This window comes from Pseudodesulfovibrio halophilus DSM 5663 (genome assembly GCF_059568665.1).
On sequence record NZ_JCANTV010000001.1, the window covers coordinates 71,229 to 85,556 of the forward strand.

The 14,328-nt window shown below is 60.5% G+C and carries 13 protein-coding genes, 1 tRNA gene and 1 other RNA gene; 1 reads left to right on the forward strand and 14 read right to left on the reverse strand.

Annotation, left to right across the window (positions count from 1 at the left end; all coding sequences use genetic code 11):
- The 7 genes from BR24_RS00355 to BR24_RS00385 all read right to left on the reverse strand — a co-directional run bounded on the left by BR24_RS00355 (position 1) and on the right by BR24_RS00385 (position 5,015).
- Positions 1-711, reverse strand: a complete 711-nt coding sequence (locus BR24_RS00355; RefSeq protein ID WP_496539524.1) for a TVP38/TMEM64 family protein — start codon at positions 709-711, stop codon at positions 1-3.
- 205 nt (positions 712-916) lie between these two features.
- On the reverse strand, positions 917-1,666 hold the full coding sequence (locus BR24_RS00360; RefSeq protein ID WP_496539525.1) for a DUF4198 domain-containing protein: 750 nt from the start codon (positions 1,664-1,666) through the stop codon (positions 917-919).
- A 175-nt stretch (positions 1,667-1,841) separates the two neighbouring features.
- Positions 1,842-2,762 carry a bile acid:sodium symporter family protein gene (locus BR24_RS00365; protein ID WP_496539526.1) on the reverse strand — a complete coding sequence of 307 codons (921 nt, stop codon included), beginning with the start codon at positions 2,760-2,762 and terminating at the stop codon, positions 1,842-1,844.
- A gap of 60 nt (positions 2,763-2,822) precedes the next feature.
- Positions 2,823-2,918: signal recognition particle sRNA small type (gene ffs, locus BR24_RS00370), an RNA gene on the reverse strand.
- 203 nt (positions 2,919-3,121) lie between these two features.
- Positions 3,122-3,211, reverse strand: a tRNA-Ser gene (locus BR24_RS00375).
- A gap of 89 nt (positions 3,212-3,300) precedes the next feature.
- Complete coding sequence (locus tag BR24_RS00380) at positions 3,301-4,227, reverse strand: dihydroorotate dehydrogenase (RefSeq protein WP_496539527.1); 927 nt, start codon at positions 4,225-4,227, stop codon at positions 3,301-3,303.
- An 8-nt stretch (positions 4,228-4,235) separates the two neighbouring features.
- The gene (locus BR24_RS00385) at positions 4,236-5,015 is read right to left on the reverse strand and encodes an iron-sulfur cluster-binding protein (RefSeq protein WP_496539528.1); all 780 of its coding nucleotides are present in this window, start codon (positions 5,013-5,015) and stop codon (positions 4,236-4,238) included.
- 23 nt (positions 5,016-5,038) lie between these two features.
- Between BR24_RS00385 and BR24_RS00390 the strand changes: the two genes are divergently transcribed.
- The gene (locus BR24_RS00390) at positions 5,039-7,018 is read left to right on the forward strand and encodes a peptidase U32 family protein (RefSeq protein WP_496539529.1); all 1,980 of its coding nucleotides are present in this window, start codon (positions 5,039-5,041) and stop codon (positions 7,016-7,018) included.
- A gap of 12 nt (positions 7,019-7,030) precedes the next feature.
- Here the strand turns inward: BR24_RS00390 and BR24_RS00395 are convergent, their stop codons facing one another.
- From BR24_RS00395 to purF, 7 genes are read right to left on the reverse strand one after another with little or no spacing between them, the layout of a single operon-like run.
- Positions 7,031-7,795 (reverse strand): substrate-binding periplasmic protein, encoded by a 765-nt coding sequence (locus BR24_RS00395; RefSeq protein WP_496539530.1) that lies wholly within the window; start codon positions 7,793-7,795, stop codon positions 7,031-7,033.
- The gene (locus tag BR24_RS00400; RefSeq protein ID WP_496539531.1) at positions 7,795-8,142 is read right to left on the reverse strand and encodes a phenylpyruvate tautomerase MIF-related protein; all 348 of its coding nucleotides are present in this window, start codon (positions 8,140-8,142) and stop codon (positions 7,795-7,797) included. Before BR24_RS00400 ends, BR24_RS00395 begins: the two co-directional genes overlap by 1 nt.
- Positions 8,143-8,145: 3 nt before the next feature.
- Entirely contained in the window at positions 8,146-8,937 is a 792-nt protein-coding gene (locus BR24_RS00405; protein ID WP_496539532.1) for a PhzF family phenazine biosynthesis protein, read from the reverse strand.
- A 21-nt stretch (positions 8,938-8,958) separates the two neighbouring features.
- The gene (locus BR24_RS00410) at positions 8,959-11,304 is read right to left on the reverse strand and encodes a penicillin-binding protein 1A (RefSeq protein ID WP_496539533.1); all 2,346 of its coding nucleotides are present in this window, start codon (positions 11,302-11,304) and stop codon (positions 8,959-8,961) included.
- Between the two features lie 7 nt (positions 11,305-11,311).
- Complete coding sequence (locus BR24_RS00415; protein WP_496539534.1) at positions 11,312-11,875, reverse strand: zinc/iron-chelating domain-containing protein; 564 nt, start codon at positions 11,873-11,875, stop codon at positions 11,312-11,314.
- A gap of 20 nt (positions 11,876-11,895) precedes the next feature.
- Complete coding sequence (locus tag BR24_RS00420; protein WP_496539535.1) at positions 11,896-12,897, reverse strand: KpsF/GutQ family sugar-phosphate isomerase; 1,002 nt, start codon at positions 12,895-12,897, stop codon at positions 11,896-11,898.
- Positions 12,898-12,905: 8 nt separating this feature from the next.
- Positions 12,906-14,327: an amidophosphoribosyltransferase gene (gene purF, locus BR24_RS00425; protein WP_496539536.1), complete on the reverse strand. Its 1,422-nt coding sequence runs from the start codon at positions 14,325-14,327 to the stop codon at positions 12,906-12,908.
- Position 14,328 lies beyond the last annotated feature (1 nt).

Here is a 14,328-nt window from a genome sequence, read left to right on the forward strand (position 1 = left end):
TTATTTCGGCGGTTGCACCGGCTTGCGGCCGGTCTTTTTACGATAGAAGGCCATGCCCTTTTTCGCGGCAAGCGGGAAAACGCCGAGCAACGCGAAGGAGAGCAGCAACTGTGGTGAGAGAATCCCGCCGAGGCTGTCGATCTGTGCGATCTGGCTTCCTGCATTCACGAAAACGAAGGTCCCTGCCAGCATCCCCACCTGCGAGACCCAATAAAAGGTACGCAGCGGCATACCGGTCAGGCCCATGACCAGATTAATGACGAAGAAAGGAAAAATCGGAATGAGGCGCATGGAAAAAAGATAGAAGGCCCCTTCGCGTCGGATACCCTCATTGATCTTCACGAGCCTGTCGCCGAAACGTTTTTGCACCCAGTCGCGCAGCAGATAGCGAGATATGGCGCAAGCGAACGTCGCGCCGATGGTGCTGGCGAACGATACCACGACAGTCCCCACGAGAGCGCCGAACATGGCCCCAGCCGCCAGTGCGAGGACCGTCGCTCCGGGCAGGCTGAGTGTCACCGTAGGGATGTATACCGCCACGAACGCGCCAATGAGCAGCAGCGGCCGTTGCTCATAAAGCCGGTTCAATTCGGCTTGCGATTGCTTGATATTCTCGAGCGTCAGCTTCTCGTCTAGGTCGAAATGGAAGAATGCGGCCACGGCCAGAGCCAGCACAGCAATCAACAGAATCTTCTTACCGGTATCGCTCATTCAAGGCCCCTTCGGGGCGAAGTCTCGCCCCATCAAAGAATACGCTTTTGCGGCCACATGTCCAATCACCACCCAAGATGATCGCATCATCAGTTCATAGATGCCTTCTATAAACGCTGCTGGCAAGGTACAGCGAGAAATCCAAAAGAAAACAGGCCGCCGGAACTCCGGCGGCCTGCTGCCATATGCTGTTTGTCGCGCCCGATTACTGCATATTCATCCAGAGCACGGCGCCGAGCTCCAGTTCGCGTCCCTTGTACTCTTCGTCCGCGGTAGTCAGTGCGGCAAAGCCCCACCAGCCCTTCCACGGACAGGCAAAGGTGAAAACGCCGTCCTGATCGGCCAGAACTTCCTGCGTTATCATGCGGTCATTGGGAGCCTGCCTGTCGCCTTTGCGATTGTAGTATTCGACTTCCACGCGGGTAAAGGGAGCAGGCTCGCCGTCCACGAGAACGATCCCCTGAAAAACGTTGCCCGCATAGTTGCCGAAAGGTCGGGTGAGCGGGACAATCTCGGTCTTGAGGCCGACCGGCTTGTTCCAGTTTTCGCCTTCGCCGTATGCGTCCACATAAACCTTGGTAATATGCTGGATGTAATTGTTTTCCGCGTCTTCCTTGTAAGGAACGGGATTCATGACAAATGCGTACAGACCGGGAGCCTTGGGAGTGAAAGACGCCTTCCATGCGCCGTGCCCCATAATCTCGGCGGGTTTCAGTTCGCCTTTGAGGTCGATGCGCTCTTCACCGTTGGCCACGACAAAGAATTCATCAGGCTTGACCAGCTCCATACCCTGCATCTCCATGGGGTGCGAGAAGGAAAGCTCCATCTCCACGGAACGGTTGTCCTGCGTCAGTTCGTCGGTGTCGGGAATGAGCATGCCGAAATGGGCGTAAGCAGAGGCCGAAAAAGCGATGGTCATCAGGGCCGCAACAAGAAAGATCATAAGGCGTTTCATGAAAAATCTCCCCAAGGTGTGCATCAGGTTGTCATGTGCAAAAATTCATCCTCACTCGATGCATACTCATATCAAACAAGTGACACAGGTCAAGACAATATTACACATCTGTAACGGAAACAAAATTCCGCACACCCTAAAGGGCATCCCCCCGAGCACAAAGACCTTATGAAAATCAGGAACTTTTGGACCAGCGTCGGGCCAGGATCATGCCGGTGACGTTGTGCCACAGACTGAACAGCGCGCCGGGAAGCGCAGAAGCGGCGCCGAAGTGTTTTACGGCCAGTGCTACGCCGAGTCCGGAATTCTGCATCCCCACTTCAATGGCCAAAGCCCGGCGATCACGAGCAGAACAGCCCATGAATCTTCCGGCGCCGTAACCGGCCAGCAAGCCGCCGGCATTATGCAGCACCACAGCCAGTGCGGCCAATACGGGAAACTCCAGAAGCAAATCGCGGTTCAGCCCCATGATGCAGGCGATAAGAAGGGAGATGGTGACGATGGATACGGAGGGGAACCAGTGCAGAACAGGATCAAGGCGCTTCTTGAGCAGTTGCCTCAGAACGAGGCCGTCGAAAAGGGGGAAGGCCACGATCCAGAACACGGACTCCATCATTCCGGCTACGTCGATGTGAACGCGGGCATCCAGCAAAGCCCATGTGACGAGCGGAGTCACCAATGGCGCAATGCAGGTCGTGGCCAGCGTCAGCGTCACGGAAAGAGCCACGTTGGCACGCGCCAGCAGCGCAATAACGTTGGATGCCGTCCCGCCCGGACAGGCACCCACAACCACGAGGCCGATGAGCGCCTCCTCGGGCAGCCCGAGCGCCGTGCCTATGCCGAAAGCCAACAGCGGCATGACCGTATACTGCACCAGCACACCGGCCCCGACGATCTTCCATTTGCGGGCTATATCCCGAAAGTCCTCGAATGTCAGCGTCAGCCCCATGCCGAACATGATCACGCCGAGGCCGTGTGGGATGTAGGCTTTTATCCACGTGAACCAGTCCGGATCAATCAGGGCAGCCGCAGAAAGCACGACGGCGAGGGGAAGGAAATTGCGTTCTATGAAGGCGGGAATGATGGCGAGGCTCATTGAAACAACCGTTCTCGTTCGTTGCATACAAAAAAGGCAGGGACGTCCTTATGGACGCCCCTGCCAGGGAAACCGGACACCCGGCAACAACCGCTACCGCTGCTCCCTTTCGGGCCTGACGGGTTTCACGACGAAACCGCCGTCCGGCTTCCCTACACTACGCGGCTTCGGCCGCGAAGGAGCTAGTTCTTACGCTCGACCCCGCCTTGATGTCAAGTGTTTCTCAACGATTCAATGCTCTGAAAAGACGCCCCCACTCTTACGCATGGGAAAGGTCTCCCCTTTCCATGAGGCCACCAGGAGCAGGCCCCGAACAAAAAGAAAGGGCTACGACCTCAGTCGTAGCCCTTGGAAAAATATGGCGGAGAGGAGAGGATTTGAACCTCCGGTGGCCGTAACCACACACGCTTTCCAGGCGTGCTCCTTAAGCCGGACTCGGACACCTCTCCGCGTCGTGAGAAAGGGTGTTTACCCAAATTCAAAACGGCTGGCAACCCCTAATCGCAAAGAAATTTAAATTTTTTGCAATTAAGCCCGGTTAGAGGGGGATCTCGAGGCTGCCGCGGAAGTCCTCAAGCCGCTCCACGCCCAGCTCGGTCAGCAGTGCGGCCATCTCTTCCGGCAGGTCGAAGGCGAAGTCCGGGCGCAGGAAGTTGGCCGTGCCCACCTGAACCGCGTGCGCGCCCACCATGATGAACTCCAGCGCGTCCTCGGCCGAGGCGATGCCGCCGATGCCGATGACCGGAACATCCACTGCCCGGCAGACCTGATGCACGCAACGAAGCGCCACGGGCTTGATGGCGGGCCCAGAGAGTCCGCCCACCACGTTGGCAAGCCTCGGCTTGCGATTACGCACATCCACGCTCATGCCGATGAGGGTGTTGATGAGCGAGAGCGCGTCCGCCCCGCCGTCAACGGCGGCACGTGCGCAGGTGGCGATGTCGCTGACGTTGGGGGACAGCTTGACGATGACCGGGGTATCGCCGGAACGCTTCTTGACCGCTTCGGTCACCCGGGCGATCTGGGTCGGATCCTGCCCGAATGCCGCGCCGCCTTCCTTCACGTTGGGGCAGGACACGTTGACCTCAAGCGCGTGAACCCCCTCCTCTGCCGCGAGGATGCCGCCCAGCTCGCCGAACTCTTCCGGGTCGCAGGCGTAGAGGTTGGCGACCACCGCCGTATCCTGACGCCTGAGCGCCGGAAGCGCCTGCTTCACGAAGGCTTCGACGCCAGGGTTCTGGATGCCGATGGCGTTGAGCATGCCGCAGGGCGTCTCCGCGATACGGGGCATGGGGTTGCCCTCGCGCGGCTTTAAGGAGAGTCCCTTGGCAACGATGCCGCCGAGTCTGGACAGGTCGCCGTAAGGGGCGAACTCCAGCCCGAAGCCGAACGTGCCGGAGGCGGTCATGACCGGGTTGGACATGGCGAGTCCCGCAAACGATACCTGAAGATCCTTGGCTTCCATGCCCCCTCCTACAGTTCCACGTTGTCGGCCCGGAAGATAGGCCCTTTGGTGCATACCTGCGTATGATGTCCTTTCCCGTCCTTGCAGACGCACCCGAGGCAGGCTCCCACGCCGCACGCCATGCGGTTTTCCAGAGAGACATGCAGCTCGGCTCCGGTTTCCAGCGCGAACTTCTGCGCGGTCTTCATGAACGGCGTCGGCCCGCAGCACAGGATAAGCCCGTCACGGTACCGATCCACGAGTTCACCCATTCGTTCAATGATTGCAGCCAGATCTTCGCGCCGGGCCTCCACCATGCACTCGGCATTCACCGTTGCGGACATGCGCTCATACGGGTAACAGCCCACAGCCATGCGGTGTGCGAAGAACAGCTTGAGATTCTCGGGGAGCGGATGTTGCTCGACATATCCGCGAAAGGGGGCTATGCCGATGCCCCCGGCAAGCATGAGCGTGGGCCTTGTGGCATCGACAGGGAACGAGTTGCCCAGCGGTCCCCACATGGCGACCGTGTCGCCTTTCTTCAGCTCACTCAGCCGGGCGGTGCCGCGTCCGACCTTCTGCACGAAGAGCGTGACGGACTCCGCATCGCCGGAACAGATGGAAAAGGGGCGGCCCCAGAGCAGGTCCATGGGCCAGCCAACTGGGCGGATCATGACGAACTGCCCCGGTTTCCAGTCATCCCAGTCCGGGCGCTCCAGCCTGAGTTCGAAAAACTCTTCCGGCCTGGGCGATTGACCGACCGGGGTGATATCCAATACCTTTACATTCCGGCAATTCCTGAGGGCCATTCAACCATCCTTGGAAAAGATACATGACGAAAAACAAACCAGAGATACTCGCTCCGGCGGGCGACCGCGACTCCTTCCTCGCCGCAGTGGCGGCCGGAGCGGACGCGGTCTATGTGGGCCTGAAACACTTTTCGGCCCGCATGCAGGCGAAAAACTTCTCTATCAGCGAGCTTGCCGCGCTGGCAAGCCTCGGACGCGAGCGCGGCGTCAAGACCTACGTCGCAATGAACACGCTGGTCAAGCCCGGAGATGTCGAATCCGCTGGCCGCCTGATCATGCGTCTCGCCGCCGACGTGAAGCCCGAGGCCCTGATCTTTCAGGACCTGGCCATGCCCACGCTGGCCAAGCAGGCCGGATTCAAGGGGGAGATGCACCTCTCCACGCTTGCGAACATGTCCAACCCCGCCGGACTCGCGGCAGCCGCCAAAATCGGCATCGACCGCGCCGTCCTGCCCAGAGAGCTGAATCTCGACGAGATCAAGCAGATGGCCGCGGCCTGCCCCAAGTCGATGGACCTTGAAGTGTTCGTGCACGGCGCGCTCTGCCACTGCGTTTCCGGCCGCTGCTACTGGTCGAGCTTTCTCGGCGGAAAAAGCGGTCTGCGCGGGCGCTGTGTCCAACCCTGCCGCCGCCTGTACCGTCGCACGGAAAAGCAGTCCAGACCGGACCGCCTCTTCTCGTGCATGGACCTGAGCCTCGACGTGCTGACCAAGCCTCTGCTCGACGTCCCCAAAGTGGGTTCGTGGAAAATCGAAGGCCGCAAGAAGGGTCCGCATTACGTGTACTATACCACCAAGGCCTACACCATGCTGCGCGACAACCCGGACGCGCAGGGCAAGAAGATGGCGCAGGAACTGCTCGGCCTGGCGCTGGGCAGACCCACGAGCCATTCGGTCTTTTTGCCGCAGCGTCCTTTCGTGCCGGTAACGCCGGGGCAGGAGACCGCCTCGGGGCGCTTTGTCGGACAGGTCAAACGCGAAGGCAAACGCATGTATTTCCAGACCCGCGAGGAACTCCTGCCGGGCGACATGCTTCGCGTGGGCTACGAGGACCAGAAAGGACACCGAACCATCAGAGTGCGCAAGCGCATCCCCAAGCGCGGACGTTTCGACATCATGCCCGCCAAGGGCGTGAAAGGACCGGCCGCACCGCTGGAAGCCAAGGTCTTTCTGGTGGACCGCCGAGAGAAGGAGCTGGAAACACTCATCCGGGAGCTGGGGGCGAACCTGCCCGAACCGTCCGACGAGGAACGGGAGGCTCCGGTTTTCAAGCCGAAATACCCCAAGCAGGTGAAGGAAAAGCAGGGCAAGGCCCGTGACATTTCCGTTTTCCGCACACCGCCCAATGGCCGCGTCTTCGGCGACCCGGCGCTCTGGCTCGACCGCAGCTCGCTACAAAGCGCTTCGGCCAAGTCCGCCGCCAAGATCGGCTGGTGGATGCCGCCGGTCATCTGGCCGGACGAAGAAAAGAAATGGCGCTCCATCATCCGCGAGGCCGTGCGCAAGGGAGCCAAGCGCTTCGTGCTCAACGCACCGTGGCAGGTCTCGCTGTTCACGGACCACAACGTGGAGCTGACAGCCGGCCCGTTCTGCAACGTCAGCAACCGCATGGCGCTTGGGACACTCAAGGATATGGGCTTCAAGGCCGCCTATGTCAGCCCCGAGCTGAACCGCGAAGAAACCTACGCCATGCTCCGGGGCACCCCCCTGCCGCTCGGCATGGTAATCAAGGGGCTGTGGCCCTTCGGCATTTCGCGCATTCTGGCGGAAGGAATCCGGGTGGAGGAGCCCCTGCGCAGCCCCATGAACGAAGTGGCGTGGATTCGCAAGCACGGTGAGAACTACTGGATTTATCCGGGCTGGGAGCTGGACCTCACCGAGGAACGGCGGGCGCTGGAAAAAGCGGGATTCCGCATGTTCGCAACCATGCGCGAGTTCTGGCCCAAGGCCGTGCCCAAGCCGAGCCGGACAAGCACCTTCAACTGGAAGATCGACCTGCTTTGATTCGACGGAAAGCTACTGGTTTGCCCCGGGGAGTTCGGGAATGGACTCTCCGGGCAGCCACTTTTCATAAAGCCGCCTGAACGTTCCGTCACGACGCTGCTCCAGATGGGCACGTCGCCATCGCTCCACGACGACCTCCGAGGTCCCCTTCGAGAACGCCAGATACAAATCCACTTCCCGCACGGTAAGCAGCGACACGATGCCCTCGGAGGAAACGCCCTCAACCCTATCGGCGCCGAGCATTCCGATGTTGCTGGTGAAAAATGCATCCAGCCGACCATGGCGGAGTTTGGCGATATTCATCCTGCCAGAACTGACTTCCTCAAGATTGTCGAATCCCCTGCTTTTCAGAAATTCCATCTTGGCGTCGCCCCGGATGCCGCCGATGCGCTGAAGAGTTTTTGCCTCATCCAGACTTTCCAGCTCCAGCCGCCCTTCCAGACCGTACAGCCCCCACTTTATGCGAAGCATCGGCCCAATCCAGTGAAAGAGCCTTTCGCGATCCCGTGTGCGTGTGGTGGGGAAGAGGAGCACTCCCGGAGTGCTCTGGGCAATGCTGTAAGCCCTGGCCCAGGGAAGCACGCGAATGGGCGAGTCATCGCCTACCCGGCGCTGAATATCTCGCACGGCCTCGATGCACAGGCCGGTCAGCTTTCCCTCTTCGTCATAGAAAGCGGCCGGAATGCCGTGCTCGGTAATGACCGTCAGGGAAAAGGCAGGGCGGGCGAAGGCGATCAGCCCCAACACGAGCACGGTCAGGACTACACCTCGGAGCATCACCCGAATGTCCTTTTATCCCAGCCGAACATGGTCCGTTCAAGATCGGCAAAGGCGATATAGATGCGATCCGAGGGAATATCGAGCGCGCTCTCCAGAAATGTACAGAGCTCCCGAGAAAAGTCTCCGGTCTTGTCTGTCGGAAGCCCGATGCTCGCAAGCTGAACGTAGGCCGCCGCATCGGCAGAGCCACCGAACATGAGCGACGCACCGGGCTGCATCTGCGCCATGACGTAGGTCTCTGGCTTTCCGAGCAGATCCGAGATGAAACGGGACAGCGCACCGAGCGTCTCGTCCAGACGCTGCTTATCAAGCTCGATATTCGTGGTGACGTTGACGAAAGGCATGGATCAGTCCTCCAGCAGGATGGTTCCAACAAGATAACTCACTGCTTTTCCTGCGATTTTGACGCGATCGCCCAGCATTCTGCAACGTAGCTCGCCGCCGCGCCGGGAGGCCTGATAGGCGTTGAGAGTCTCCTTACCCAGCCGCTCCGCCCAGAACGGAACCAGCGCGCAGTGGGCCGAGCCGGTGACGGGGTCCTCCGGGATGCCCTCCTCCGGCACGAAGACGCGGGAGACAAAGTCGTAATCCAGTCCCGGTGCGGTGCAGATGAGACACATGCAGTCAAGCTGCGCCACCTGTCTGAAGTCGGGGCGCAGCGCCTCGACCTCCTCGCGGGACGAGAAGACCGCGACCATATCGCGATGATTGGCGTGCAGTTCCTGGGGACGAACTCCCAGCGCCTTGGTCACCCGTTCGGTGACCTGCATTTCCTTGGGCGGCCAGGAGGGGAAATCCATGGCGTAGGAGCCGTCCGGCTCGCGTTCCACCAGAAGGCGTCCGCTCTTGGTCTCGAAGACCACGACGGGGTCCCGGTAGCCGAGGAACTCGTAGAGCACATGCGCGGTGGCCAGCGTGGCGTGGCCGCAGAGGTCCATCTCTTCTTCGGGCGTGAACCAGCGCAGCTCGTAGTATTCGCCTTTGCGCACGATGAACGCGGTCTCGGCCAAATTGTTTTCGGCCGCGATGGACTGCATGAGCTCGTCGCTCAGCCACTCGTAAAGAGGGACGACGGCTGCCGGGTTTCCGGAAAACAGGGTCGAGGCGAACGCGTCCACCTGAAACATGTCCAGCCGCATGAGACCTCCTTTACTGACTTATCAGAATATCTGCTTGAACAGGTCGTCACCGGCCGAAGAGCCTTCCTCGCCGGATTCGGACGCGCCTCCCGCCATTTCCGTGGGCTGGGTGCCTTCCTTGAACGGCAGGAAGTAGCTCTCTTCGGAACCGGGGCCTGCCAGCTTGCCGGTCTTCGCGTCAACCTTAGCCATAACGATTCCCGGCGGCTGTGGGAAGTCCTGATACGGATAATCTTCCTCCACCGCCTTTCGATACTGGACCAGGATAGGGCTTGCGGCCCGCGAGCCGGTCTCCCACCTGCCCATGGGGCGAATTTCGTCAAAGCCGACAAACACGCCGGTGACGAGATAGGGAGTGTACCCCATGAACCACGCGTCCTGCTCGTTGTTGGTGGTTCCGGTCTTGCCCGCTATGGGACGCTTCAGGGCGCGGGCGCGCCAGCCGGTGCCGTCGCTGACAACCTGTTTCATGAGCGAGGCCATTATGTATGCGGTCTGCGGGCTGATGGCGTCCACGGCTTCCGGCTCGGAGGTGTACATCTCGTCACCCCACGCGCTCTTGACCGAAAGGACCATACGCGGCTTGACGTAGGAGCCGTCACGGGCAAAGGCCGAATATGCCTGCACCATGTTCATGAGCGTGACGGAGGCCGAACCGAGTGCCACGGAAAGGTCGGCGGGGAACTCGGAGTCGAGGCCCATGGTTCTGGCGCGCTCGATGATCTTTCGGATGCCGAGCTCTTGGGCCACGCGGATGGTGCAGGTGTTCTTGGATTTGACCAGCGCGGTGCGCAGCAGGGTCGGGCCTTTGAAAGTGTTGGCGAAGTTTTCCGGACGCCAGAGCTTGCCCTCTTCCTCGTTGGCAAAGACGATGGGCGAGTCCATGACGATGGAGGCCGGAGTGAAGCCGTTGTCGATGGCCGTGGAGTAGACGAACGGCTTGAAAGCCGATCCGCACTGCCTGCGGGCCTGTGTAGCGCGGTTGAACTGACTGCGGGAGAACGAATACCCCCCGGAAAGCGCAAGGACTTCCCCTGTCTTGGGGTCCATGGAAACGATGGCCCCCTCCACTTCCGGCCTGCGTTCAAGCGCCACGTCCACGGGCTTGGATTCCTTCTCGGGAACCTTCAGTACGGACGCCCATATCACGTCACCCTTCTTGAGGACCTCGCGGGCATCGTCCGGATTGGGCACCTGCTCGTGAGACTTGTCCGGGTTCGGCTCACGCACCCACCACATGCTCTCCAGCGGCATGAAGCCCTCAAACTTACCGAAGCGGACCGAGGCTCCATTCTTCTTCACCCCCGTGACCACGGACTTGACCCACTGTCCCTTGGAAAGCGCTTCGCGCTCCTGCGGGCCTTCTTCGAAAACTTCCGATGCATTGCCGAGCGAAATATTGTCGATCGGGCCGGTCCAGCCGCGACGCTGCGCGGAATTCTCCAGTCCGCGCTTGAGGGCCGCATCCGCGGCCTTCTGGTGCTTGATGTCGCAGGACGTGGTGACGGTCAGCCCGCCGTTGTAGGTGACGTCTTCACCGAAACGGTCGATGAGCCAGCGGCGCACTTCCTCGAGATAATACGGGCCGACCTCCCAAGAGGGTTCGGGCATGCTGGTGAACTCGAGCTCTTCAGCCACGGCCTCGTCGTACTGCTCCTGAGAGATCCAGCCGTGGACCAGCATCTGGCCGAGCACGTACATCTGGCGCTTTCTGGCAAGATGCGGATTCTCGTAGGGGTTGTACCGGCTCGGAGCCTTGGGCAGCCCCGCCAGCAGCGCGGATTCGGCAATGGTCAGGTCCGTTGCGTGCTTGCCGAAGTAGGACCGTGCCGCCGCCTCCACGCCGAAGGAGTGGGCACCGAGATAGATTTCATTCAGATAGATGGTAAGGATCTCGTCCTTGGTCAGGTACCGCTCGAGGCGATAGGCGAGGATCGCTTCCTTCAGTTTGCGCTCGTAACTGCGTTCGTTTGTCAGCAGCAGCCTCTTGATGATCTGCTGGGTGATGGTGCTGCCGCCCTGCTTCACCCTGCCCGCCTTCATGTTGATGACGAACGCGCGGGAAATGGCGGTAAGGTCCACCCCTTCGTGCTGATAGAACGATGCATCCTCCGCGGCCAGAAAGGCCTTGGGAACCCAGTGGCTCATCTGATCCAGCGTCACAAGGAAACGCTTTTCCTTGTAGAAATACCCCAGAATTTCGTCATTCTTGGCGTAGACGGTGGTCACCAGCGGCGGATTGTAGTCCGTGATGTTCTTGAATCCGGGCAGGTCTTTTGCGGCCCAGTTGTACAGGACCACGGCGCCGACAATTCCCAGAAAGGCGCAGACGATGAACGATATACCGAGATATTTGAGAATTTTCATAAGCTGATCAGAACGTGCGCTTGACCTTGCGCATTCCTCTGGCCGGGGGCAGGCCCCACGCCAGACGCAGCCGCCCGTACAGGTCGCGCACGGTGGCCGCATTGGTTTTCAGGGTCCTCATCATGCAGTTGAGGCTGCGGCATTCGCGCCGCGCCAGGCATGTGGGGGATTCGAAGACGAGTATTTCGCCTCCGGCAATCCAGAAAGGGTAAAGGCGGCAGTAGTACGGTCTCGACTCACGGGGCAGAACGCACCCTTGCGAACCGAGAAACCGACAGGAGCCGTCTGAGCGCAGAGCAAGCCTGACGTGCTCTCCCCGCTCGGGAAAGAGTTCCGCCACGGCATCGTCCTCGCCGGGAAAAAGACGTTTGACGTTGTCGATGAAGGCCTGCGAGTTGGCTTCCTTCACGAAGCCGCCCTTGTCGGGCTGGAAATCCCGGATGCGCTCCCATTCGGTGGTCGAGAGCGGAAAACAGACCTCCTCCTGCCCCGGGGTGATCCGGCAGCAGGTGGGACCGTGCTCCGCGCATCGAACGCATACGTGAGGGTCCTTGACGATTGTATCCGTCACAAAACTCCAATTCAGGCGGGTTATCCCCCGTCAGGCTCCGGTTTGGAAAAACTGAGCTGCCCCTTGCCGAGCAGATCGTGCAGATGCACGAGGCCCGCCAGCCGTTCGTCGTCGCCGACCACCGGCAGAACCGTTATCTGATGCAACTCCATGATATCCAGCACATGCGCCGCGCTGTCTCCAAGCCGCGCGCGCTTGGGGTCCGAGGTCATCACCTCGTCGATGGATGCGCCGCGATCCAGCCCGTCAGCGCAGAAAAGTCTGCGCACATCACCGTCCGAGAGCACGCCCAAAAGTCGCCTTTCTCCGTCGATCACGCCGACCAGCCCCAGCTTCCCGTCATTGAGAACCGAGAGGGCCCGCTCCAGCGCGGTTCCGGTCTGAACAACGGGGATATTAGCCGTATGCATGAGGTTGTCAACGCACAAGGAGAGGCGCTGGCCGAGAGAGCCGCCGGGATGGAAACGCTGAAAGTCGCTCTCCTTGAACGCCTTGTGTTCCATGAGACAGACGGCCATGGCGTCGCCCACTGCAAGGTGCGCCGTGGTGCTGGCAGTTGGCGCAAGTCCCATGGGACAGGCCTCGCGCGGCACCGCCGCCTCGATGACGATATCGGAAAGCTCCGCCATGCGGGACCCGCAGCGCCCGACCAGACAGACAATGGTTGCCCCCAGCGAACGCATGGTGGGCAGAATCGCGTTGACTTCGTCGGTGTTGCCGCTGTTGGAGATGGCAAGCACCACGTCCTCGTCGCGGATCATGCCCATATCGCCGTGCGCCCCCTCCACCGGATGCAGGAAGAACGACGGCGTTCCGGTGGAAGAAAGCGTGGCCGCTATCTTCCGCCCCACGAGCCCGGACTTGCCCACGCCGGAGATTACCACGCGGCCCGTGCAGGCGGCCATGGCCTCAACGGCCTGTGAGAAGCCGCCGTCCAGCTGCTGCCGAACGGCCTGAAGTCCTTCGATCTCGGTATCGAGCACACGACGGGCGATGCTGATCCACTTTTCGGCATTCACCATGTCGGCTCCTAGCAGCAGTGCTTGATGATGCCCGGCGCGCCCTGATCCTCAAGGCAGAGCTTGCCGGCCTCGCCGTCGATGGAGATCGGATAGTCGCCGTCGAAGCAGGCCAGGCAGTAATTGTCGCCTTCGGAAACGGAGCTGAGAAGCCCGGGGATACTCAGGTAGTGCAGTGAATCCAGCCCGAGGTAGCGGCGGATGTCCTCCACCGAGGTGTTGGCAGCAAGCAGCTCTCCTTTGGAGGAGAAGTCGATGCCGTAAAAGCAGGGATGCTTGATGGGCGGACAGCTCACGCGCATGTGGATTTCGCGTGCGCCGAGTTCGCGCAGCTTCTTGACCCTCGTGCGGGTGGTGGTGCCGCGCACGATGGAGTCTTCCACAATGAGGATGCGTTTGCCCTGAATCATGCTCTGCACCGGGTTGAGCTTCACGCGGACCGAGAAGTCTCGCATGTCCTGCGAGGGCTGGATGAAGGTGCGGCCAACGTAGTGGTTGCGGATCATGGCCAGCTCCAGCGGCAGGCCGGATTCCTGAGAATAGCCAACCGCCGCATAGTTTCCGGAGTCCGGGAACGGCATGACGATATCAGCGTCCACCGGCGCCTCACGCGCAAGCACCTTTCCCATTTCCTTGCGGCGCTCGTAGACCACCTCGCCAAAGACGTAGGAGTCGGGACGCGCGAAGTAGATCAGCTCGAAGATGCACTGCTTCTTCTCGCCGGGTTCAGCGGCTTGATGACTGGTGATCTTGTTGTCCTCGATAACCAGCATCTCGCCCGGAGAAAGGGGGCGGAGATATTCGGCCTCGATGAGGTCGAAGGCGCAGGTCTCGGAGGCCAGGACATAACGGTCGCCGAGGCGGCCGAGCGAAAGCGGACGAAACCCGTTGGGATCCTTTACCGCGATCAGTTTGTCATTGGCCATGATCAGCATGCAGTAGGCACCCTTGATCTTGGCGCAGGCCTTCTTGACCGCCTCCTCAATGCTGTTGCTGCCGTTGAGGTTCTTGATGATCAGGTGCACGAACACTTCCGTGTCCATGGTGGTCTGGAAGATACTGCCCTGCTCTTCAAGCTCACGGCGCAGCTCGTAGGTGTTCACGAGGTTGCCATTGTGGGCCACGGCCAGTCGCAGGTCGCCGTGGCGCACGATGAACGGCTGTGCGTTGCGGATCAGCGAGGCACCCGTTGTGGAATAGCGGATGTGGCCCATGGCTATGTCGCCCTTGAGCTCCTTGCCGATGTGACGCTCGTTGAAGACGTCGGGGACCAGCCCCATGCCTTTCTGTTCACGGATTTTCGAGCCGTCCCAAGTCACGATGCCCGCCGACTCCTGTCCCCGGTGCTGCATGGCATACAGCCCGAAGTAGGTCATGCGAGCGGCCTCGGTATGGCCGTAGATACCGAACAGTCCGCAATACTCTTTCTTCATA

Bases quoted from the DNA above. Each gene is read 5' to 3' on its own strand.
- BR24_RS00355 (WP_496539524.1), bottom strand. From the start codon at position 711: ATGAGCGATACCGGTAAGAAGATTCTGTTGATTGCTGTGCTGGCTCTG.
- BR24_RS00360 (WP_496539525.1), bottom strand. From the start codon at position 1,666: ATGAAACGCCTTATGATCTTTCTTGTTGCGGCCCTGATGACCATCGCT.
- BR24_RS00405 (WP_496539532.1), bottom strand. From the start codon at position 8,937: ATGCGGCTGGACATGTTTCAGGTGGACGCGTTCGCCTCGACCCTGTTT.
- BR24_RS00400 (WP_496539531.1), bottom strand. From the start codon at position 8,142: ATGCCTTTCGTCAACGTCACCACGAATATCGAGCTTGATAAGCAGCGT.
- BR24_RS00380 (WP_496539527.1), bottom strand. From the start codon at position 4,227: ATGGAAGCCAAGGATCTTCAGGTATCGTTTGCGGGACTCGCCATGTCC.
- BR24_RS00385 (WP_496539528.1), bottom strand. From the start codon at position 5,015: ATGGCCCTCAGGAATTGCCGGAATGTAAAGGTATTGGATATCACCCCG.
- BR24_RS00410 (WP_496539533.1), bottom strand. From the start codon at position 11,304: ATGAAAATTCTCAAATATCTCGGTATATCGTTCATCGTCTGCGCCTTT.
- BR24_RS00390 (WP_496539529.1), top strand. From the start codon at position 5,039: ATGACGAAAAACAAACCAGAGATACTCGCTCCGGCGGGCGACCGCGAC.
- BR24_RS00395 (WP_496539530.1), bottom strand. From the start codon at position 7,795: ATGCTCCGAGGTGTAGTCCTGACCGTGCTCGTGTTGGGGCTGATCGCC.
- BR24_RS00365 (WP_496539526.1), bottom strand. From the start codon at position 2,762: ATGAGCCTCGCCATCATTCCCGCCTTCATAGAACGCAATTTCCTTCCC.
- purF (WP_496539536.1), bottom strand. From the start codon at position 14,327: ATGAAGAAAGAGTATTGCGGACTGTTCGGTATCTACGGCCATACCGAG.
- BR24_RS00420 (WP_496539535.1), bottom strand. From the start codon at position 12,897: ATGGTGAATGCCGAAAAGTGGATCAGCATCGCCCGTCGTGTGCTCGAT.